This is a genomic window from Pseudomonas sp. C6002 (assembly GCF_013385805.1).
GTDB lineage: Bacteria > Pseudomonadota > Gammaproteobacteria > Pseudomonadales > Pseudomonadaceae > Aquipseudomonas.
The window spans coordinates 72,105-91,806 of record NZ_JACAPH010000014.1 but is presented as its reverse complement, the minus strand read 5'-3'; the positions used below and the strand labels follow the sequence as shown (position 1 = coordinate 91,806).

Here is a 19,702-nt window from a genome sequence, read left to right as displayed (position 1 = left end):
GTTTAAGCCTTCCTAAACCGGCAACACCACCACGGCGGCCAACCCGCCACACGGGCGATTCTCCAACGTCAGCGTTCCACCGTGTTCCAGGACAATCGCCCGTGCCGTGGAAAGGCCCAAACCGACCCCGCCGGTACTTTTATTGCGTGAGCCTTCCAGCCGAAAGAACGGCAGGAACACCTGCTCATGCTGCTCCTGCGGGATGCCCGGGCCACGGTCCAGTACCCGTATCGTCACCACGCCCGGACTCTGTTGCAGTTCGATTTCCGGCGCCCGCCCGTAGTGGATCGCATTGTCCATCAGGTTGGTCATCACTCGCTTGAGCCCCAGCGGGCGACCGAAATACACCAGCCGTGGCGGGCCATTGAAGGTGATGTCGATGGACTGGTCGCGGTAGTCGTCAATCAGCGTTTGCAGCAACTCCGCAAGGTCCAGTTGGGTGGCCTGTTCCAGGCGCGCATCGTCGCGAAAGAATTCCAGCGCGGTGTTGATCATCGCCTGCATCTCGTCGACATCCCGGAACAGGCGGTGCTGCTGGTCGGCATCTTCGATGAATTCCCCCCGCAGGCGCAGGCGGGTCAGCGGCGCACGCAGGTCATGGGAAATCGCGGCGAGCATCTGGGTGCGGTCCTGGATGAAGTGCTGCAACTGCGCCTGCATGCCGTTGAACGCGAGAATCGCCTGGCGGATTTCCTGGGGGCCGACCGGCTCGATAGGCGGCGCACGAAAGTCGGCGCCGAAACGTCGCACACCCTGGGCGAAATATTGCAGCGGCCGGGCCAGGCGCCGGGTGGCGATCAGCGTGACCAGCGCGGTGGAAATCAGTACCAGCATCAGCACGATCAGGCTTCGCGGGCCTTCCGCCAGGCCCCAGCTGCGCGACGGCGCGCTGAACATCAGCCAGGATTCATCCACCAACTGCACCACCAGCGCATAGCGCCCGCCGGGGCCAGGCCAGTCGGACGGTTCGTAGGCTTCCATTCGCCGCTCCGGCCCCTTGAGCAGCTGCTTGAACACCTGGTCGGAGTGAAACCCCGGGTCTTCCAGAACCGGCACATCAATGCCTGTGCGGGTGGCCGACCAACTCACCTTGAAGCTGTCATCGGCCACTGCCCGAGTCAGTTGGGCGCGCTGGGACGGCTCTGCCGCTTCGATCATCCGCACGATCACCGCGACCTTCTCCAACAGGCCGGTTTCACCCAACGGCGGCCTGGCCCAAACGCCAGCCAGTTGCACAAACAGCGCATTGAAGGCCAGCGCTGTGAGCATCGCAATCAGGATGGTCAGGGCAATCCAGCGGGCCACGGTGTCCCGAGGTTTGAAGCGGCTCATGAGCGGGTCACCGCGACGGTGAACTGGTAACCACCGTTGCGCACGGTACGAATCATCGCCGGGCGCTTGGTGTCGAACTCCAGCTTGCGTCGCAGGCGGCTGACCTGCACGTCGATGCTGCGGTCGAACGCGTCGTGGCTATGGCCCCGCGCCAGGTTCAGCAATTGCTCGCGGGTGAGCACGCGCTGCGGGTGTTCGACGAACACCAGCAGCAGGTCGAACTCCCCGGACGACAACGGGATCATCACCTGGTCCGGCGAGCGCAACTCACGGCGCGTCAGGTCCAGTTGCCAGCCGGCGAAACGAATCAGCGGGCGCGACACGTCGCCCAACGTCGGCCGGTTTTCACCCGCCCGACGCAGTACGGCGCGCACCCGGGCAAGTAATTCACGGGCATCGAAAGGTTTGCTCAGGTAATCATCGGCGCCCATTTCCAGGCCCACCACGCGATCACTCAGTTCGCCCATGGCGGTCAGCATGATCACCGGTGTTGCGTATTGCTGGCGCAGGCGCTGGCACAGCAACAGGCCGTTATCCCCCGGCAGCATCAGGTCGAGGATGATCAGGTCGGCAGGTGTACGCTCCATGGCCGCCCACAGCTCGGCGCCATTGGCGGCGGTCTCGACCGTGTAGCCATGTTGCAGGAAGAATTTCTTCAGCAGGGCGAGGACCTCGAGGTCATCGTCCACGATTAAAAGATGGCTCACCGATGGGCATCACTTGGTCTTGTCGATGCGCCATCTAAAACCATTCGACGCGGCCCGTCATATATTTCAATCGTGCAATAAAGCGTCAACGGCGCAATAAAGCAGACATCTTTGCGCAAGCTGCGGCTGCCAGCATCGGCTTCCTTTTCCCGGAGACTGACCCCATGCGCTCGCTGACGTATCCCCAGCACCTGGCTCGCCAGGCGGTGTTGTTGCTGACTGTGTCTTACCTCACAGGCTGCGCGAGCCCGGCCAACGTAACGAGTACCACACGCTGCGCACAGGTTTCCTACCCGGTGTATGACCCCGCCGAACCAGTCAACCGGGGCGTGTTCGCCTTCAACCGCGCGGTGGATGACTACGCCCTGGCGCCTGTAGCCCGAGGCTACCGATACATGCCGGAGTTTTTCCAGCAGGGTGTGCATAACTTCGCCAGCAACTTCAGCGAGCCCAAGGTCTTCATCAGCGACCTGCTGCAAGGCAACCCACGGCGCTCGATCAACACCCTGGGACGTTTTGCGGTGAACACCACCGTGGGGATCGTCGGCTTGATTGATGTCTCGGACCCGCTGGGCATCCCTCGGCACACCGCCGATTTCGGCCAGACCTTTGGCGTGTGGGGGATTGGCAACGGGCCGATTGTCGAACTGCCGTTGCTGGGCACCGGCAACAGCCGCGATGCGGCGGGCAAGGTCCTGAACTTCCTGGTGGCGCCGCTGGGCGACAGCGATACTGTGCAAACCCTGGGCACCATCAGCCTGGTGGGTGGCACAGTGGACACGCGCGCCTCGTTGCTGCCGCTGACCGACAGCCTGCAAAAGCTGCCGGACTACTACAGTGCCTTGCGTAACGTGGTGGCCGAACACCGCGCGGCCTTTGTGCTGGAGGGCAAGCAGGGGGCGACGTCGCCTCAGGCCGATAGTTGTGCGCAGGGAGCCGGCGATGATTTCTGAATCAAGCTCACTGGTCCTGCAACGTCAGGTTCGTAAACGCGGGACCAGCGCCCTGCTCTGCCGGGAGACCCGCCTGAGCCTGTCGTCGGAGCAGGGCCGCCTGGTGCTGAGCCGCTATATCGAACGGTACAGCCCGCAGGGTGTGCGCTGGGTCGAGCGCCAGCACAGTGTGGCCCTGGCCGAAGTGCTGCGCTGGATGATTGCCGAAGGCGAGACCTGCGCCACGCAGTCATGATTTGAGATGAAAGGTTTATAGCCCGGGCCAGTGGGCGCCGGGTAATTTGCGGCTCGCCCGGGTATCGCGCCTTAACAAAACGCTGACATTCAATGCGTTACCTTTTCGGCCCAACCTTGCCCAGAGCCGTTGCCTTGATGCCTCACCCCGACACACTTCCCGCTGTACTCGCCGGCCCGTTGCTGCGACGCCTGGAACCGCGGCGCCTGGTGATGTGGCTGGTGGGAAGTCGTCCCCTGGCATTGACCCTGAGGCTGCAAGTCGCCCAAGGCGCGGCGCTCGATATCGAGTTGGACGCCAGCCAATGCAAGGTGGTGCCCGTCGGGCGCCAGGCCTTTATCCACCTGATCGACGTACCGCTGGCGGAAGCCCTGCCCCAGGACGTAAGCATCAGCTACGACCTGCTGGTAAACCGTGCCGGTATCGCCGAATGGGCGCCGCACCTGCTCTACCCGGGCGCACAAGGCCCGCATTTCGTCCTGCACAGCCGCATCCACCAATTGGTCCACGGTTCCTGCCGCAAGCCCCATCACAGCGCAGCCGACGGTTTGCTGTGTGTCGACCGGCTGCTGGCCGCATCGAACACCCTGGAGGAACGCCCGGCCTTGTTGATGATGAGTGGCGACCAGGTCTACGCCGACGATGTCGCGGGGCCGATGCTGCGGGCCATTCATGCGCTGATCACGCGCCTCGGCCTGTTCGATGAACACCTCGACGGTGCCGTCGTCGACAACAGCGCCGCGCTTTATGAGCATGCCGCCAGCTACTACCATCGAGCCGACCTGTTGCCCGCCCTGAAGAGCAACGAGACCCTGCGCGAGCGTTTTTTTGGCGGGGTGAAGAAGCCTATTTTCACCAGCAGCAGCGCCGACAACCACTTGGTGACTTTTGCCGAAGTCATGGCGATGTACCTGCTGGCGTGGTCGCCCCTACCGTGGCAGTTGATCACCCCGCAAGCGCCGCAACTGCGCGCCGAAGGGCACGTACGCTATGGGCACGAGCAAGTGCAGATCGACACGTTCCGTGACGGCCTGGGTGGCGTGGCCAGGGTGTTCGCCCACCTCTCCTGCCTGATGATCTTCGACGATCACGACATCACCGACGACTGGAACCTCAGCGCCCAATGGGAAGAAACCGCCTACGGGCATCCGTTCTCCAAGCGCATCATCGGCAACGCACTGCTGGCCTACATGCTGTGCCAGGGCTGGGGCAATAACCCGGATGCGTTCGATACGGTGATCGGCAAAACCCTGGCGCTCACCACACAGGCCCACGACAACTACCTGCAGCCTGTCGCTCAAGATGAGCTGGTGGATGACCTGCTGAAGTTCCAGCAATGGCATTACGTACTGCCCACCACCCCCGCACTGGTAGTGCTCGACACCCGTACCCGGCGCTGGCGCAGCGAGTTCAACCTCACGCAACCGTCCGGCCTGCTGGACTGGGAAGCACTGAGCGAACTGCAACAGGAGCTGCTGGATCACCCTTGCGCGATCATCGTTTCACCGGCGCCGATCTTCGGCGTCAAGCTGATCGAAACCGTGCAGAAGGCCTTCAGCTGGTGCGGCTACCCGCTGCTGGTGGACGCGGAAAACTGGATGGCCCACCGCGGCGCGGCACAGGTGATCCTCAACATCTTTCGTCACTCCCGCACACCGGGCAACTACGTGATCCTCTCGGGAGACGTGCACTACTCGTTCGTCTATGAAGTGCTGATTCGCCACCGCAATGCCGGTCCAAAAATCTGGCAGATCACCAGCAGCGGCATCAAGAACGAATTCCCGCCGCGCTTGCTGGAATGGTTCGACCGTCTCAATCGATGGCTCTACTCACCGCGCTCACCGCTGAACTGGTTCACCCGTCGCCGACTCATGCAGGTAGTGCCGCATATTCCGGAACACGCTGAAGCGGGCGAACGGCTCTGGAATTCTGCCGGGATCGGGCAGGTGTTTTTTAACCGGCAGGGGCAGCCTGAGGCGATTTATCAGCACAATGCCAATGGGGCGCCCAGGACCAGGATGGCGGCGCCTGATCAGAAGCTGAACCCAAGCAAGTAGTGGCTTTTAGCCACATTCCCACTAGACCAAAGACCCCCTTCTAAGCGCCAAGGCGCCGTTGTACAGTACCGCCAGCCACGGAGTATCGGCATCAATTTTGGCTGGCCCCAGGAGCCAGTCCACGCAGGGAGTGCGCAATGGACGATACATCCGGCAGCGAACCGTCAAGGAAGGACTTTTGCGACCTTAACGCCGACATGCTGCATGCCATCATGGAGCTGGTCAGCGACGGGATCTGGGACTGGAACGCCAACACCGGGTTCGTCTACCGCAACCCCGGCTGGTACGAAATGCTCGGCTATGCCCATCACTCCCTGGAAAACAGCGTATTCACCTGGGAAAACGTGATTCATCCCGATGACTATCCCCAAGTGATGGTGCTGTTTGATAACTACATCAACCGCCGCACCACTCACTATCAAGCCGAATACCGCTGCCGCAAGAAAGACGGCTCCTACCTGTGGATCGAAGACCGCGGCTACGTGATCGCACGTAACGACGACGGCTCGGTGGCACGCATGGTCGGCGCCCACCGCAGTATCCAGGCGCGCAAACAGTCCATCGAACAGCTGGAGCGCCGCAATCAATCCCTTGAAGCCCTGGTGGCCGAGCGCACCCGCGAGCTGTCGCGTGTCAATCAACAACTGCAGTTGCAACTGGACGAGAATCGCTCCCTGGCCGAACGCGACGCCTTGACTCGCGTGGCCAATCGTTACCGCCTTGAACGCGTCCTGCTGGAAGAGTGCGCTCGCGCCCAACGGTTTCGCCTGCCGCTGTCGCTGATCGCCATGGACATTGACGACTTCAAGCCCATCAACGATCAGCACGGCCATGCCGTAGGCGATGAAACCCTGGTGCGCGTGGTGGAATGCCTGGAGGCCTGCATTCGCCACGGCGACTTGCTGGCCCGCTGGGGCGGCGATGAATTCATGGTCATCGTGCCCACAAGCACGTTGGAGACCGCGCGGGAATTGGCCGAGCGAATGCGCTGTGCGCTCAAGGACTTGCCCGCCGTGGGCAGCTTCAAGGTGACGTTGAGCCTCGGCGTGGTAGAGCGACGCAACGATGAGTCACCCGCCTGCCTGATGGCCAGGGCCGATCAGGCGTTGTATCGCTCCAAGGCGGCGGGCAAGGACACGGTTTCTTCGTGAAACCTCAGCGAACCGGCGGCGCGTACTGGATCCCGCCGTTGCTCCACAGGGCATTAAGGCCGCGCTTGATCTTCAGCACGCTGCCCTGGCCGATGTTGCGCTCGAACACCTCGCTGTAGTTGCCCACTTGCTTGACGATCTGCACGACCCAGTCCTTGCGCAGTTTCAGGTCCTTGCCGTAGTCACCGTCTGCGCCGAGCAAACGGGCGACGTCCGGGTTCTTGCTGGACTTGGCTTGCTCTTCAACGTTCTGCGAAGTGATGCCCATTTCCTCGGCATTGAGCATGGCGAACAACGTCCACTTGACGATGCTGAACCACTCGTCGTCGCCCTTGCGCACCAGCGGGCCCAATGGCTCCTTGGAAATCACTTCCGGCAACACCACGAACTCATCCGGGTGAGCCATCTTGATCCGCTGGGCGTACAGCCCCGACTGGTCGGTGGTGAGCACGTCGCAGCGGCCCGCTTCGAGGCCCTTGGCACTTTCGTCAGCAGTGTCGAAGGTAATCGGCGTGTACTTCAGGCCGTTGGCGCGGAAGTAATCCGAGACGTTCAGCTCGGTGGTGGTGCCGGCCTGGATGCAGATGGTCGCGCCGTCCAAGTCCTTGGCGCTCTTCACACCGAGCTTGGTGTTCACCAGGAACCCGATGCCGTCGTAGTAGGTCACGCCGGTGAACACCATGCCCATGCCCGCGTCACGGGAACTGGTCCAGGTGGTGTTGCGGGAAATCAGGTCGATCTCGCCGGATTGCAACGCAGTGAAACGCTCCTTGGCGGTCAACTGGCTGAACTTCACTTTCGACGCGTCACCAAAGAGTGCTGCGGCGACGGCGTGGCACACGTCCACATCAATGCCGGTCATCTTGCCGTTGGCGTCCGGCACGCCAAAACCCGGTAACCCATCACTGACCCCACACTGGATAAAACCCTTCTTCTGGATCGCATCCAGGGTCGCCCCCGCGTGTGCGCTTGCGGCCAGCCCCAATAGTGCTGCGGCGGTGAATGCCGCCAACGTGGATTTCATGTGCTTCATGCAAGGCGCTCCCTGTCGGTCTTTATTATTCGGCGCCACAAACCCGCGCCGTTTATAGTGTTGCCGGTCAGTATCAACGGCTTTACACCTTGGCCACAAACGACGTTTAGGCAAAGGCTCCTTCCGATTTGGAATGAACTTCTCATGATCTCGAAACGCTTGACCCCTTCGATGACCGCCCTGCAGTGCTTCGAAGCTGCCGCCCGCCACCTGAGTTTCACCCGCGCTGCCGAAGAACTGCACCTGACCCAGAGCGCGGTGAGCAAGCAGGTGGCACAGCTCGAAGAGATGCTCTGCCACCCGCTGTTCCAGCGGGTGCGCCAGCGTTTGTACCTGTCGCCGGCGGGCTCGCTGTACCTGGAGGAAGTACGCAAAATCCTCAACCAGGTGGATATTTCCAGCCGCTACATCCTCACCTACGGTGGCGAGACCGAAGTGCTGCGCATCGCCACCCAGCCGACCTTCGGTGACCGCTGGCTGGTGCCCAAGCTCAAGGATTTTGCCGCGCGCCATCCCAATATCCATCTGGACGTGCGCAACGAACTGGAGCCGTTCGACGTGTTGCAGGCCAAGGCGGATATCGCGTTTTTCTTCGGCCAGGGAGCGTGGCCGGGGGCAACTTGCATCGAGTTGTTTCGCGAAGCCGTGGTGCCGGTCTGTGCCCCCGGGTTTGTTGCCGCTGGCAGCGACGCCTCGTCCCGCCACACCTTGCTGCAATGCACCTCGCGCCCGGAAGCCTGGCACGAGTGGTTTCTGGAACAGGGCCTGCACTCGCAAAACAGCTACCACGGGCCGCGTTTCGACACGTTCTACATGTGCATCCGCGCCGCGCAATCGGGGTACGGCGTGGCGTTGGTGCCGCAGTATCTGGTGGCCGAGGAATTGGCGAACGCCAGCCTGATGATCCCCTGGGATTACAGAATGCCGAGTGCCGGCGCGCACTTTATCGCCCATGCCGAGCATGCCGGGGAGATCCCGAAAGTGAAGGCGTTCCTGAACTGGATGGTGGATGTGGCGAGGGAGCTTGCTCCCTCGCCATAGCACATCCCGACTTTTAATAATGACCCGGCGACTTTATTTCGTTTGCGGGGCAAGGCGGCTCACGGCTTAGATAAAAGGACGCATCCTATTCTTGAGTCCCGGATCCATGAGCCGCGAAACCATCAGCCAGTCGATTTCCATCGTCCACCCCATCAGCCTCAGCCATGGCCGGAACGCCGAAGTCTGGGACACCACCGGCAAGCGCTTCATCGATTTCGTCGGCGGCATCGGCGTGCTCAACCTGGGCCACTGCCACCCGCGTGTGGTGGAGGCGATCCGCGACCAGGCCACCAGGCTCACCCACTACGCCTTCAATGCCGCGCCTCACGCGCCCTACATCGAACTGATGGACCGTCTTACCGCATTCATCCCGGTGGATTACCCGGTCAGTGGCATGCTCACCAACAGTGGCGCGGAAGCGGCGGAAAACGCCCTGAAAATTGTCCGCGGCGCCACTGGCCGCACCGCCGTCATCGCCTTTGACGGTGCGTTTCACGGGCGCACGCTGGCGACGCTCAACCTCAATGGCAAGGTCGCGCCATACAAGCAAAAAGTCGGCGTATTGCCGGGGCCGGTGTTCCACCTGCCCTACCCCAGCCGCGACAACGGCGTGACCTGCGGCGAAGCACTCAAGGCGATGGACCGCCTGTTCAGCGTGGAAATCGACGTCGACGACGTGGCCTGTTTCATCATCGAACCCGTGCAGGGCGAAGGTGGTTTCCTGGCGCTGGACGTGGAATTTGCCCAGGCCCTGCGACGCTTCTGCGATGAGAAAAACATCCTGTTGATTGCCGATGAAATCCAGTCCGGCTTCGGCCGCACCGGCCAGCGCTTCGCCTTCTCACGCCTGGGCATCGAACCGGACCTGATCCTGCTGGGCAAAAGCATCGCCGGCGGTGTGCCGTTGGGTGCGGTGGTGGGTCGCAAGACATTGCTCGACAACCTGCCCAAAGGAGGCCTCGGCGGCACCTACTCCGGTAACCCGATTGCCTGCGCGGCGGCCTTGGCCACCCTGGACGAAATGACGGACGAGCACCTGCAAGGTTGGGGCACGCAGCAGGAAGAAGCGATCGTCAGTCGCTATGAATCATGGTGTTCGAAAAGGCTCTCCCCCTACCTCGGCCGCTTGACCGGCGTGGGCGCCATGCGTGGCATCGAACTGGCCAACGCCGACGGCAGCCCGGCGCCACAACAACTGACCCAGCTGCTGGCACTGGCCCGCGAGGCGGGTTTGTTGCTGATGCCCAGCGGCAAATCGCGGCATATCATCCGCCTGCTGGCGCCGTTGACGATTGAAGCGGCGGTGCTGGAGGAAGGGCTGGATATTCTTGAAGAGTGTTTGGCGAAGTTGGCTTAAAAACCAGAAAGCCCGGCGGGAAGCCGGGCTTCGAACGGAAAACGTCAGTGGACGAGTCGGGCGACGCCAAAGGCGATGGCAGACAAGGCGCCAGCTGTTCCGACAAACCATTTCAGCAGTCGGGTTTCCAACGATTGCATATCCGTTCTGAAATTGGCGATTGAGAGATCCAACCTGGAGGTTGCTTCGAGCAGGTCGATTTTGGTCTGCATCAGATCGGACTTGGTGGCCATGTGCTCCTGCATGCCATCCAGCTTCGTCTCGACGCGCTCCAATCTTGCCTCAACTTGCGAAATACGCTTTTCCAAATCGTTTTCTCCTCCGTTGCCCCCACCGCCTGCGCCGCCTTTGCGGTCGTAGCCTGATGACGAACCTTGACGGTACTCCTGGCGAAGATAGCTCACATTATCCTTGAGGTCATTCGCCATTTCAGGCCTCCTTCTTTTGGGTCAAAGCATTCAGTCCATCAGCTACACCTTCCATGCAGTCGATAAACTCATTCAGCTTCACCCATGCTTCATCTGCCGCCTGTTTTACATCCACGTCTTCGCTATGTTTGAGCGCACCGGACAAGCTAATGATGCCGGAGCCGAGCCTAGCAATTGCACTGTGATACTGACCGAGAATAATGACTAGTTCCCCGGCTGTTACGGCCTTTGCCTCACCTACGTTGTCGTCGCCTTCCATGTCGACCCCCCATCTGTTTTGGTGACGCAGATAACCACGCCCTCAAACACAAACCAACGCACAGATTGCTACCAAATCCGACGATCCAGCGCACTATTACCAAATCCGAAAGAATCCATCTTCCGTTTAGCCCTTTCTCTCCCCGCGCCAGGGCTTTATCCTTGTCAGCAACAAACTGAAACGTTTCATCATTCCACCAAACCATCGACCGCCCGTGTTCAACGCCCTTGTGCGAACGCGCCAGGCCGCTGTTTGCGTTTCAAAACCATAAAATATTAAGACCCCATTTTGCCTATGCCTGCTTTCCCCAACCTGCGCCTGTGCGCTGCGCTGTTACCGTTCGGCCTGATCAACTGTGCCCAGGCCGCACCTGCCTTTGACGCTGAATCACCGTGGATGCTGGGTGATTTCGGCGGCACTCGGACAGCGCTGTCTCAGCAAGGCTACGACTTCAAATTCGACTACACCGGCGAAATGGGCAGCAACCTGCACGGCGGCTCGGATCACGACCGCACTGCGCGCTACAGCGACCAATTCGGCCTGGGCACGCACCTGGATCTGCAGAAGATCCTCGGCTGGCACGACGCCGAGTTCCAGTTGACGGTGACCGAGCGCAGCGGCAACAACATCACCAATGACCGGGTCAACGATCCGCGTGTGGGCGGTTTTACCTCGTCCCAGGAAGTCTGGGGCCGTGGCCAGACCTGGCGCCTGACGCAGATGTGGTACCAGCAGAAATTCTTCGACCAAAAGCTCGACATCAAGGCCGGGCGCTTTGGCGAAGGTGAAGACTTCAACAGCTTCCCCTGCGACTTCCAGAACCTCGCATTCTGCGGCTCGCAGGTCGGTAACTGGGTTGGCAGCATCTGGTACAACTGGCCGGTGAGCCAGTGGGCGTTGCGGGTCAAATATCACCTGACGCCCGAGTTGTACGCCCAGGTCGGCGCCTACGAACAGAACCCGTCCAACCTCGATCGCGGCAACGGCTTCAAGCTCAGCGGCAGCGGCACCCAAGGCGCCCTGCTCCCGGTTGAACTGGTATGGACGCCTACGCTGAACGGCCTGCCCGGCGAATACCGCGCCGGCTACTACTACAGCAGCGCCAAGGCCAGCGATGTGTATAAAGACCGCAACGACCAGCCGGCAGCCCTCAGCGGCGAGGCCTATCGCAGCGCCTCCAGCAAGCACGGGGTGTGGCTGGGGGTGCAGCAGCAAGTCACCAGCCTGGCCAGCGACCATTCGCGGGGCTTGAACGTGTTCGCCAACGGCACGATGCACGACAAGAAAACCAACGCTGTGGATAACTACGTGCAAGCCGGCGTGGTCTACAAGGGCCTGTTCGACGCCCGCGCCAAGGACGATATCGGTTTCGCCGTGGCCCGGGTGCACGTCAACCCGGCCTACCGCAAGAATGCCGAGGCAAGCAACCAGGCCCACGCGGTATACGACTTCGATGACCCATCCTACCTGCCGATTCAACACACGGAATACAGCGCTGAGCTCTATTACGGCATCCATGTCACCCAGTGGCTGACGGTGCGCCCGAACCTGCAATACATCCGTCACCCCGGAGCCGTGGCCCAGGTGGATGACGCGCTCATCGGCGGGATCAAGCTGCAAAGCTCATTCTGACGTTGTAAGTAAATTCTGAAGAAAACGAATTAGCCCTGAACCAAGCCTGCGCCGGAACGTCATCTACAGTGAACTGTGCGCAATCAATTCAAAACGTAACGGAGAACCACACTATGAGCACTGATGGTGCTTCAAGTCCAAGTCGCCTGCTGCCCAGGCTGCTGGGGATCTTGCTGCTGATAATGGGCCTGGCCTTGTTGGCCGGGGGGATCAAGCTGAGCATGCTCGGCGGGTCGCTGTATTACCTGCTGGCCGGTCTCGGCATCACCGTCACAGGCCTGTTGCTGCTGGCTACACGCCGTGCGGCGCTGGGCTTGTACGCACTGGTGCTGTTTGCCAGCACCGTATGGGCGCTGTGGGAAGTCGGCCTGGACTGGTGGCAACTGGTACCGCGCCTGGCCCTGCTGTTTGCCCTCGGCATCGTCATGCTGCTCCCGTGGTTCCGCCGTCCGTTGCTGCGTGGCCAAGCCTCGCCGCTGGGCACTGGCGCGCTGAGCGTCGCCGTCGTACTGGCCGGCGCCGCTGCATTGGCCAGCCAATTCACCGACCCGGGCGCCATGGTCAAGAAAGGCCAGCTGGACCGCGATGCGGTACCGGGCATGGCCAGCACTGCGCCGGCCCAGGCTGATGGTGACTGGAACTCCTACGGCCGTTCGGCCTTCGGTGATCGTTACTCGCCACTCGCACAGATCACTCCGGAAAACGCCCACAAGCTGGTTCCAGCCTGGACCTTCCGTACTGGCGACATCCCTGGCCCAGGCGATCCCGGTGAAACCACCGCGGAAAACACCCCGCTGAAAGTCAACGGCATGCTCTACGTGTGCACGCCCCACAGCCAGGTGATTGCCCTGGACCCGGACACCGGCAAGGAAATCTGGCGTTTCGACCCGAAGATTAGCAGCGAAGGCGCTGCCAACTTCAAGGGTTGGGCGCACATGACCTGCCGTGGCGTGTCGTATCACGATGATGCCGTGTATGCCTCGGAACAGAGCCCGACTGGCAGCGCCAGCCCGGCCGCCGCGCCGAATGCCTGCCCGAAACGCATCTTCGTCCCTACCGCCGACACCCGTCTGATCGCCCTGAACGCCGACACCGGCAAGATGTGCGAAGACTTCGGTGACAAAGGCCAGATCGACTTGCGTGCCAACATCGGCACCTTCGCCCCGGGCGGTTACTACTCCACCTCGCCACCGGCCGTCACCAAGAACCTGGTGGTAATCGGCGGTCACGTGACCGACAACGTCTCCACCGACGAGCCTAGCGGCGTGATCCGTGCGTTCGACGTGCACACCGGCAAGCTGGTGTGGAATTGGGACAGCGGCAACCCGGACGACACCACCCCGTTGGCCGAGGGCAAGACTTACACCCGCAACTCGCCAAACATGTGGTCGATGTTCGCGGTGGACGAAAAACTCGGCATGCTCTACCTGCCGATGGGTAACCAGATGCCCGACCAGTACGGCGGCGACCGGACTCCGGACTCCGAGAAGTACAGCGCCGGCCTGACTGCCCTGGACATCGACAGCGGCCACGTGAAGTGGACCTTCCAGTTCACTCACCATGACCTGTGGGACATGGACGTGGGCGGCCAGCCTTCGCTGATCGACATCAAGACCGCTGACGGCGTGAAGCAAGCGGTAATGGCGTCGACCAAGCAAGGCAGCATCTACGTGATCGACCGCTCGAACGGTCAGCCTGTAGTGCCGATCAATGAAATCCCTGTACCGCAAGGCGCAGTGGCCGGCGATCACACCGCACCGACCCAACCGAAGTCCGACCTGAACTTCATGCCACCGCCCCTCAAGGAGCGTGACATGTGGGGCGTGACGCCGTTCGACCAGATGCTGTGCCGGATTGACTTCAAATCCATGCGCTACGACGGTCCGTTCACCCCGCCGTCGCTGCAGGGCTCGATCGTTTACCCAGGTAACTTCGGCGTGTTCGACTGGGGTGGCATTTCCGTCGACCCGGTTCGCCAGATCGCGTTCGTGAACCCAAGCTACATGGCGTTCAAATCGAAACTGATCCCGGCTGCCGATATTGCCAAGCAAGGCCCACGGGTCAGCGAAACCGAAGGCGTGCAGCCGAACAAAGGCGCGCCATACGGCGTGATCCTCGAAGCCATGCTGTCGCCACTGGGCCTGCCGTGCCAGGCGCCGGCGTGGGGTTATGTGGCCGCGGTCGACCTGACCAACCACCAGACCATCTGGATGCACAAGAACGGCACCGTGCGTGACAGCTCGCCGGTTCCGATTCCACTGACCATGGGCGTGCCAAGCCTGGGCGGGACTTTTACCACCGCCGGTGGCGTGTCCTTCCTCAGCGGTACCCTTGACCAGTACCTGCGTGCCTATGACGTGAAAAACGGCAAGCAGTTGTGGGAAGGCCGCCTGCCAGCAGGCGCGCAAACCACACCAATGACCTACACCGGCAAGGACGGCAAGCAGTACGTGCTGGTCATGGCCGGCGGTCATGGTTCCCTGGGCACCAAGCAGGGTGACTATGTGATGGCGTTCAAACTGCCGGATTAAGCAAAACCGGCAGTAAGAAAAAGGCGGCTACCTAAGTGGGTAGCCGCCTTTTTTTATGCGTGAAATAAAGCGATCCGATAGCGCCGATGTATTTAAAAGTTTACTCGGAAAAGTCCTATACCTCCCCAAAAGTCTTTCCCTCAACTTTGGCCCTGCGCCATCCGACGCTCACTGTCGCCAGTAAATCCCCAGCCAAACAAACGTTATCTATATGACGTGCTGTAACTAACATGGAGTTTTCATCATGACGGACCTCAACAGCGTTGAATCAATACCTGCAGTCCCGCATAGCCAGGCGCCCGGGATCCTGGCGCTTGAGCAACTCGACACACTCAGCCTGGAAAAACTTATTCGCGGAGAAATACTTGCCATCCGGGTACCTGACTACGCGAATGAACAAACCAGCGAAGTACTAAATAAACATATCAACGAAACGGCGACGCTCCAGGAATATAACCACGAGACCTATGAGCACGGAAAAGTTGTCCAGCATTTCTATGGTGTCCATCGCTGGGGAACACCGTTCAACTCCACCTATGGCAAGGCCGCAGACAGCTATTCGCAACAGAAATACTACGCAGACGCCACCCACATGCGCTGCGTGATCGATGACCTCTGTGCCCCGCGCAAACCACCCATCCATCTACTGATGGAGCATATCCGGCAGGTGTGGCCAGAAGGCGCGACAACCGCGGCGTTCCAGGGCCAGCCGATGTTCTGCGGCATTATCCGCGCCATGTTCCCGGAGACAGCCCACCTCTCCGAAACAGTCCCCCATGTCGATTGCCTGCCCTTGTCGATTGCCGAACTGGAACATCAATTCAGCGCGAATATTTACCTCGAAGTACCCCCTTCCGGAGGTGAACTGGTCATTTGGGATACCGAGGCGTTTACCTACGACGAGGTCATCCGTTTCGAAGGGGCGGAACTGCCCGAAGATCGTTTGCAAAAACCGCTGCGCATCCAGCCGCAGAAAAACGAACTGGTGATTATCAATACTCGCCGTCCCCATGCCATTTGCGGTTTCGATTCAGGCAAGCGCATCAGCATCCAGTCGTTTATCGGCTATACCACTGGCCAGCCGTTTTACTTCTGGTGCTAACGCCTTTATTTCTCTTCCTGACGGACACCCTGATATGACACCTGAAGAATTCCGCCGACATGGCCACGCCATGATCGACCTAATTGCAGACTATCGACAAAACATCGAGCAACGCGGTGTGCAACCCACCACGGCCCCGGGCGAAATCAGGTCCGCATTGCCGGCCAGCCCGCCTGAGACAGCCGAACCGTTCGAACAGATCATGGGCGACGTCGAAACACTGATCATGCCCGGTCTGTTGCATTGGCAGCATCCAAGTTTCTTCGGGTTCTTCCCGTCGAATGTGGAACTGTCCTCCGTCCTCGGCGATTGCTTGAGTACCGGCCTGGGCGTGGTGGGATTGTCGTGGCAATCGAGCCCGGCCCTGACCGAAATCGAGGAAGTCACCACCGATTGGCTGCGCGACATGATCGGCCTGAGCGCCAACTGGAGCGGAGTGATCCAGGACTCGGCCTCGACCTCCACCCTGGTGGCGCTGATCAGCGCCCGCGAACGCAGCTCCTACTACGCGCTGATGCACGATGGCCTGCAAAACAGCGGCGCCCCCTTGATCGTCTACACCTCGGCCCACGCCCATAGTTCAGTGAACAAGGCCGCGATCCTGGCGGGGTTCGGCCAGAACAATATCCGTACCGTGGCAACCGACGAACACAATGCAATGTCACCGCATGCATTGGAGCGGGCAATCGAACAAGACCTGGCTGCCGGGAACAGACCCTGTGTGGTGATTGCGACCACCGGCACAACGGCAGCCATGGCCATCGACCCCCTGGAAGCCATCGGCGCCCTGACGCAACGCCACGGCCTGTGGTTGCATGTCGACTCAGCCATGGCCGGGGCCGCGATGATCCTCCCGGAATGCCGCGCGCTGTGGCACGGCATCGAGAACGCCGACTCGCTGGTCCTCAACCCTCACAAATGGCTGGGGGCGGCGTTTGATTGCTCGGTGTACTTTGTACGCGACCCCGAGCACTTGATTCGCATCATGACCACCAACCCCAGCTATCTACAGTCCAAGGCTGACGGCCAGGTCAGGAACTACCGCGACTGGCGGATCTCCCTGGGCAGCCGGTTCCGCGCGCTGAAGCTGTGGTTCCTGATCCGCGAGCAAGGCGTCAGCGGCCTGCAGGCCCGGCTGCGGCGTGACCTGGCGAATGCCCGCTGGCTGGCAGAACAGATTGAAGGCAGCAAACACTGGAAACTGGTAGCCGCCGTTACCCTGCAAACCTTGTGCATTCGCCACGAGCCACCAGGCCTGGATGGTGAGGCGCTGGATAACTACACCCGGGCCTGGGCGGAAAAGCTCAACCATTCAGGCAGCGCCTACGTCACCCCCGCCGTGCTCGACGAGCGCTGGATGGTACGCGTGTCCATTGGCGCGCTGGGGACGGAGCGCCACCACGTCGAAGGCTTGTGGGAACGGTTGCAAAGCCTGGTCGATGCAACGGTGGAACACTGAAAGACCGGCGTCGGTGCAGCCACCGACGCCCTAGACCGGCACGCGCTCGCGGCGCATCCACATCTCAAACGCCATGGCATTCAACGGCCGGCTGATCAGATAGCCCTGGGCCGTGTCGCACTTCCAGAGCTTGAGCAGCTTGAGGCTGGGCTCGAACTCCACCCCTTCGGCCACCACCTTGAGCCCCAGGTTGTGGCTCATTTCGATGGTCGAGCGCACGATCACGCCGTCGCCGGAAGTGCTGTCGAGGTTGCGCACAAACGACTGGTCGATCTTCAATTCCTGCACCGGCAGGCGTTGCAGTTGCGCCAGGGATGAATAGCCGGTGCCGAAGTCATCCACCGACAGGCTGATGCCACAAGCGCGCAGTTGCTCCAGCACGCTGAGGGCCTGGGCCGGGTTGTGCATGATCGCGCTTTCGGTGATTTCGAAAATCAGTTGCCGGGCCGATACCCGGTAGTGCGCCAGCAACTCGGTCACCCGCAGGGCCAGGCCGTCATCGGCCAGGTCATCCACCGAGATGTTCACCGACAACTGCACCTCCAACCCGCGCACCGCCCACTCGGCCAGTTGGCGAATGGCTTCTTCGATCACCCACTGGGTCAGGCTGCCCATGCTGCCGGTGCGCTCGGCCAGGGGAATGAACTCGGCCGGCGACACCAGGCCCAGGGTCGGGTGCTGCCAGCGCAACAGCGCTTCGGCCTGGCGCACATGGCCATGGTGCAGGTCGAGCTTGGGCTGGTAACACAGGTACAACTCGCCCTCCGTCGGCGCCCGGCGCAGGTCACGAATCAGGCTGATCTGGCGTTGATGGGCGAGGTCGCGGTCCTGCTGGTAGATCTGTAAGTAACCCGGGAACGCTGCCGCATCGTGGCGGGCAATCGCGGCGCGGCTGATCAGCTCTTCAACCTGCTGGCCGTCGGCCGGGTAGGCGGCGATGCCGATGCTCACTTCGTGGCGCAATTCATCGCCACCAATGCGCTGGGGCTCGGTGAGCAGCCCATACAAGCGGTCAGCCAGGGCCACCGCGCGGTCGATCGCGGTGTTTTCCAGCAGCAGCAAAAACTCGCTGCCGGTGATGCGCGCGGCGGTGTCGCTGGCCGACAGGCTCGACAGCAGGCAGCGGCTGGCTTCGCGGAGCATTTCTTCCACGCCTTCCGGGCCGTAGCCTTCGTTGATCACCCGGTAGTTTTCAATCCCCAGGTACAGCAACACCACCGGCCGGCCAGCGCTGATGGCGCTGCCCAGGCGTTCCATGGCCAGCGCGCGGTTAGGCAGGCCGGTGAGCGGGTCGTGCAAGGCGTTGTGGGCCAGTTGTCGCTCGCGTACCGCGATCCCGGTTTGCATGGCGTTGAAGGCCTGGGCCAGCAGGCCGAATTCATCGTGGCTGCGCACCTGTACCGGTGTGCGGTAGTCACCGGCCCCGATGCGTTCGGCCGCCTGCACCAACGCATTGAGTGGGCGTGAAACCCGCCGCGCCAGAAACAACGCACCCGCGAGCGACACCAGCAGCACCACCAGGGCGATCGCGAGAAATTGCCGGTCCAGCGGCGCGAAGGATTCAAGGGCGTGGTCCAGCGGGCTTTGCAGCAGCACCCGGACCTCGCCACCGTCTGCCGTGTTACCCAACGGCAGCACCTGGCTGAGATAGCGCTGGCCGTGGAACAGGTTCAATTGCGCCACCGGAGTGATGTACGCGCCCTGCAGGTCGCTGGCAATCGACGCCTGTAGCGCCTCGGGCTGAGTACTGAACAATTCGCCGGGCTGACCAAGCTGCGCGCTGATGAACGACACTTCCAGGTTGCTCATGGAGCGCAATTCACTGGCAAAGATTTCGTCCATGGGAAAGCCCATGGCGACACGGGCGATCGGTGCGGGGTCGACGACTTCCTGTTGCACCAGCAGGAAAGGCCGGCCATCCAGGGCCACGATCAACATTTGCAGGCCGCTGCGCCGGGCCTGGCGCAAGGCATCGTTATAGGGAAAGGCCTGGCCGGACGTCAGCGCCGGTAACGTGCTGACCATCACGCGGCCGTCGAGCCCCAGCACAAATACCTCGCTGGAACTCAGGCCGGTGCCATGCCGGCGCAGGGTCGCGAGAATCGCGTCGGGTTCGCCATCGGCGACAGCCTGGCGAAACGGCAGGTCCGCCGTCAGCCAGTTCAAGCCGTATTGCAGGCGCCGGCCACGCAGGTCGAGCAGGCGTTCGAACACCTGGCTGCCGGTTTCCAGCTGCACCTGGGCCTGGTTTTCCACGGCACGATTGGTGGCGGTCTTCACCGCGAAATACACCGCCGCCACGACCACCAGCAACAGCAGCGCCAGCACCCCGGCAATCCGGGTTTGAAACGTATGGCGCCACCTCATTCTGTTGCCCTCTGGCAGCGCCTGCCCCCTCCAGCCGAAACGTCCCTTCGTCATACGC

The 19,702-nt window shown here is 61.5% G+C and carries 16 protein-coding genes; 10 read left to right on the top strand and 6 right to left on the bottom strand.

Annotated elements, in window-relative coordinates:
* Positions 1–12: 12 nt before the first annotated feature.
* Both HX817_RS09080 and HX817_RS09075 read right to left on the bottom strand, forming a co-directional pair.
* On the bottom strand, positions 13–1,332 hold the full coding sequence (locus HX817_RS09080; protein WP_177040130.1) for an ATP-binding protein: 1,320 nt from the start codon (positions 1,330–1,332) through the stop codon (positions 13–15).
* Positions 1,329–2,039, bottom strand: a complete 711-nt coding sequence (locus HX817_RS09075) for a response regulator (RefSeq protein WP_023659139.1) — start codon at positions 2,037–2,039, stop codon at positions 1,329–1,331. Before HX817_RS09075 ends, HX817_RS09080 begins: the two co-directional genes overlap by 4 nt.
* A 164-nt stretch (positions 2,040–2,203) precedes the next feature.
* On the opposite strand from HX817_RS09075, the gene HX817_RS09070 reads away from it, so the two are divergent.
* The 4 genes from HX817_RS09070 (at position 2,204) to HX817_RS09055 (ending at position 6,435) form a co-directional block, all read left to right on the top strand.
* Positions 2,204–2,992, top strand: coding sequence for a VacJ family lipoprotein (locus HX817_RS09070; protein ID WP_177040129.1), 789 nt, complete (start codon positions 2,204–2,206; stop codon positions 2,990–2,992).
* Positions 2,982–3,227: a hypothetical protein gene (locus tag HX817_RS09065; protein ID WP_177040128.1), complete on the top strand. Its 246-nt coding sequence runs from the start codon at positions 2,982–2,984 to the stop codon at positions 3,225–3,227. Before HX817_RS09070 ends, HX817_RS09065 begins: the two co-directional genes overlap by 11 nt.
* 137 nt (positions 3,228–3,364) lie before the next feature.
* Positions 3,365–5,284 (top strand): alkaline phosphatase D family protein, encoded by a 1,920-nt coding sequence (locus tag HX817_RS09060; protein ID WP_177040127.1) that lies wholly within the window; start codon positions 3,365–3,367, stop codon positions 5,282–5,284.
* A 137-nt stretch (positions 5,285–5,421) separates the two neighbouring features.
* On the top strand, positions 5,422–6,435 hold the full coding sequence (locus tag HX817_RS09055) for a diguanylate cyclase (RefSeq protein ID WP_177040126.1): 1,014 nt from the start codon (positions 5,422–5,424) through the stop codon (positions 6,433–6,435).
* A gap of 4 nt (positions 6,436–6,439) precedes the next feature.
* On the opposite strand, the gene HX817_RS09050 is transcribed toward HX817_RS09055, so the two are convergent.
* Complete coding sequence (locus tag HX817_RS09050) at positions 6,440–7,468, bottom strand: amino acid ABC transporter substrate-binding protein (RefSeq protein WP_008438485.1); 1,029 nt, start codon at positions 7,466–7,468, stop codon at positions 6,440–6,442.
* A gap of 144 nt (positions 7,469–7,612) precedes the next feature.
* Here HX817_RS09050 and HX817_RS09045 point away from each other — a divergent pair, with 144 nt between their 5' ends.
* Positions 7,613–8,509: a LysR substrate-binding domain-containing protein gene (locus tag HX817_RS09045; RefSeq protein ID WP_003210377.1), complete on the top strand. Its 897-nt coding sequence runs from the start codon at positions 7,613–7,615 to the stop codon at positions 8,507–8,509.
* 106 nt (positions 8,510–8,615) lie between these two features.
* A complete protein-coding gene (locus HX817_RS09040) occupies positions 8,616–9,866 on the top strand; it encodes an aspartate aminotransferase family protein (protein WP_134325788.1) in 1,251 nt (416 codons plus the stop codon).
* Positions 9,867–9,910: 44 nt separating this feature from the next.
* Here HX817_RS09040 and HX817_RS09035 read toward each other — a convergent pair whose 3' ends face one another.
* Positions 9,911–10,294, bottom strand: coding sequence for a DUF1640 domain-containing protein (locus HX817_RS09035; RefSeq protein ID WP_003210382.1), 384 nt, complete (start codon positions 10,292–10,294; stop codon positions 9,911–9,913).
* A gap of 1 nt (position 10,295) precedes the next feature.
* The gene (locus tag HX817_RS09030; protein ID WP_003210383.1) at positions 10,296–10,553 is read right to left on the bottom strand and encodes a hypothetical protein; all 258 of its coding nucleotides are present in this window, start codon (positions 10,551–10,553) and stop codon (positions 10,296–10,298) included.
* 294 nt (positions 10,554–10,847) lie between these two features.
* Here HX817_RS09030 and HX817_RS09025 point away from each other — a divergent pair, with 294 nt between their 5' ends.
* The 4 genes from HX817_RS09025 to HX817_RS09010 all read left to right on the top strand — a co-directional run bounded on the left by HX817_RS09025 (position 10,848) and on the right by HX817_RS09010 (position 17,277).
* On the top strand, positions 10,848–12,185 hold the full coding sequence (locus HX817_RS09025) for a carbohydrate porin (RefSeq protein ID WP_102605931.1): 1,338 nt from the start codon (positions 10,848–10,850) through the stop codon (positions 12,183–12,185).
* Positions 12,186–12,298: 113 nt separating this feature from the next.
* On the top strand, positions 12,299–14,716 hold the full coding sequence (locus tag HX817_RS09020) for a glucose/quinate/shikimate family membrane-bound PQQ-dependent dehydrogenase (protein ID WP_008438499.1): 2,418 nt from the start codon (positions 12,299–12,301) through the stop codon (positions 14,714–14,716).
* 244 nt (positions 14,717–14,960) lie between these two features.
* Positions 14,961–15,818: a 2OG-Fe(II) oxygenase gene (locus HX817_RS09015; protein ID WP_102368166.1), complete on the top strand. Its 858-nt coding sequence runs from the start codon at positions 14,961–14,963 to the stop codon at positions 15,816–15,818.
* 34 nt (positions 15,819–15,852) lie between these two features.
* Entirely contained in the window at positions 15,853–17,277 is a 1,425-nt protein-coding gene (locus HX817_RS09010) for a pyridoxal-dependent decarboxylase (RefSeq protein WP_177040125.1), read from the top strand.
* A gap of 30 nt (positions 17,278–17,307) precedes the next feature.
* Here HX817_RS09010 and HX817_RS09005 read toward each other — a convergent pair whose 3' ends face one another.
* Positions 17,308–19,644, bottom strand: a complete 2,337-nt coding sequence (locus HX817_RS09005) for a bifunctional diguanylate cyclase/phosphodiesterase (RefSeq protein WP_177040124.1) — start codon at positions 19,642–19,644, stop codon at positions 17,308–17,310.
* Positions 19,645–19,702: the final 58 nt, after the last annotated feature.